Genomic DNA, 2,267 nt, shown 5'->3' with positions numbered 1-2,267 from the left:
TTGTTGGCTGGGTATTTGTCGCACTTGACGTAGAGTTAGGGTTGATTAACGATGATAGTTTTATGCTACGGCGCAGGAACAAACACAACAGCGATGATTGTGGGATTGGCTGCAAGAAATATAACGCCTGATTTGATTGTGATGGCGGATACTGGAGCGGAACGTCCGCACACATACGCGCATATTGAGTTGATGCAAGAATATTTGCGGATGATTGACTTCCCAAAAATTACGATAGTTAAGAAAGTTGACAAAAACGGTGATGTTTTAACGCTAGAAGATGACTTGCTAAAACAAAAAGCATTGCCATCTGTTGCTTATGGATTTAAAACCTGCTCGCAGAAATACAAAACGCAACCAGTTGATAAGTTTTTGAATAACCATCCTGACGCAATAGCGGCTTGGAAGCGTGGAGAGAAGATAACCAAGTTAATTGGTTTTGATGCTGACGAAGCACATAGGGCAAAGGATTATGACGATGCAAAGTACAAAGTAGAATTTCCGCTAATTGAGTGGGGATGGGGGCGAGATGAGTGCATAAGCGAGATTAAGAAAGAAGGCTTACCATTGCCTTCTAAATCTTCATGCTTTTTTTGCCCTAACATGAGGCCGCATGAGATTATGGAATTAAACGCGCTTTACCCTCATTTAGCAGAGCGTGCGCTAAGAATGGAGGCAAACGCAGAATTAACGACAATTAAAGGGCTTGGCAGACGATTTGCTTGGTCTGATTTATTGCGACAAACTTCTATGTTTAACGATATGTACGAGTCGGCCATGCCATGTGGCTGCTATGATGGGGATTGAACTCTAACTAAACCGCGTAAGGCGTAACGCCCTACAAATATTTTTAACAAAACTTACACGATAACGTCAAAAAGTGCAATGACAGCATGGGGCGTTATCGCACTTGACGCAGGAGTTAGGCAATGCGCGTTTTATTAGCTTGTGAAGAATCGCAAGCAGTTTGTAAAGAGTTTAGAAAGTTAGGGCATGAGGCTTATTCTTGCGATATTCAGCCTTGCTCAGGTGGCCATCCTGAATGGCACTTACAGCAAGATGTAACTGAGTTGTTACAACAAGATTGGGATATGATTATTGCATTTCCTCCTTGTACCGATTTAGCCGTGAGCGGGGCAGCATGGTTTGAGCAAAAACGTAAAGATGGGCGGCAAAAAGCGAGTATTGATTTTTTCATGTTATTTGCAAACGCTAAATGTGAAAAAATAGCTATTGAAAATCCTGTTGGTATTATGTCAACGATATGGCGAAAGCCTGACCAAAAGATTCAACCGTGGCAGTTCGGGCATGAAGCACAAAAAACAACTTGTTTATGGTTAAAAGGACTGCCGCCGCTTCAACCAACAAACATTGTTGGAAAAGGTGAGTTTATAACACATAAAAGTGGTAAAACTAGACCTAAGTGGTTTGCTGATGCTTTTAAGTTGCCACCCGATGAACGTAGGAAAGTTAGAAGTAAGACATTTGAGGGGATTGCAAAAGCGATGGCTGAACAGTGGGCAGGTAATGCCTAACACTAACAATAAGAGGACGCGCCCTCTTTTAAAACTTAATTAACGTAGTAGTCAGCTAGGGTGCGTTCCTGCTTGATTGTGATGTTAGACCGCAGAGGTGGTTAAGATGAACTGGATTGATGTAAATGAAAAGTTGCCCGAAGTTGGAATAGATAGTGTTTATGGCAGCGCATGGGTGCTAGTTTCGTATGTTTTTGATGGTAAGCATTACAACACGTTAGGCAAATACATTAAAACGCCTGCCCCGTATTGGATTGATGTACATAGAGACAAGCTAGAAAAAATTACCCATTGGATGCCATTACCTGAGCCTCCCTCAATTGTTGGGGGTGTTGACCCATTCGAGTTGGACTTGCTAACTAAGGTCTAACTACTCGCATAACGCGCAAGTACCCACAAGGATATTTTAATTTGCATTGTAAGCGGCTAGGTACTTGTCGCTGTTGATGCGAAAGTTAGGTTTGGAGGTAAAACAATGCAAGTTTCTTTTGATTTTTTTACAGAGCAAACAAAAATTGTAAAGCGCGAAAAGCGCAAATATTTGGAAGCAAGACAGGACTGGCAACGTGCGCCTAAAATTATTGTAACCGAAGAATATATTGCTTTGGACAAAAAACTTGAGCCGATTGAGGAGGAATTATTTGATTTAATAAAAAAAATGCCTTTGGCTGTTGAAAAGAGAATAAAAGGAAAAATTTGTGTTATACCAAGTGGGTTAAAAACAGATGAAGA

Annotated in this window: 4 protein-coding genes; all 4 read left to right on the top strand. The window is 41.2% G+C overall.

Annotation, left to right across the window (positions count from 1 at the left end; genetic code table 11):
- Positions 1-51: 51 nt before the first annotated feature.
- On the top strand, positions 52-807 hold the full coding sequence (locus tag Q0212_RS02835; RefSeq protein ID WP_297921910.1) for a hypothetical protein: 756 nt from the start codon (positions 52-54) through the stop codon (positions 805-807).
- Positions 808-929: 122 nt separating this feature from the next.
- On the top strand, positions 930-1,535 hold the full coding sequence (locus tag Q0212_RS02830; protein ID WP_297921907.1) for a hypothetical protein: 606 nt from the start codon (positions 930-932) through the stop codon (positions 1,533-1,535).
- A gap of 106 nt (positions 1,536-1,641) precedes the next feature.
- Positions 1,642-1,905: a DUF551 domain-containing protein gene (locus Q0212_RS02825; protein ID WP_297921904.1), complete on the top strand. Its 264-nt coding sequence runs from the start codon at positions 1,642-1,644 to the stop codon at positions 1,903-1,905.
- Between the two features lie 105 nt (positions 1,906-2,010).
- Positions 2,011-2,267 (top strand): hypothetical protein (locus Q0212_RS02820; RefSeq protein WP_297921901.1); only part of this gene is annotated, 257 nt, incomplete at its 3' end.

Source organism: uncultured Agitococcus sp. (assembly GCF_937920075.1).
Classification (GTDB): domain Bacteria; phylum Pseudomonadota; class Gammaproteobacteria; order Pseudomonadales; family Moraxellaceae; genus Agitococcus.
The sequence above is the reverse complement of the archived record's forward strand: the minus strand, read 5'-3'. Positions and strand labels throughout refer to the sequence as shown.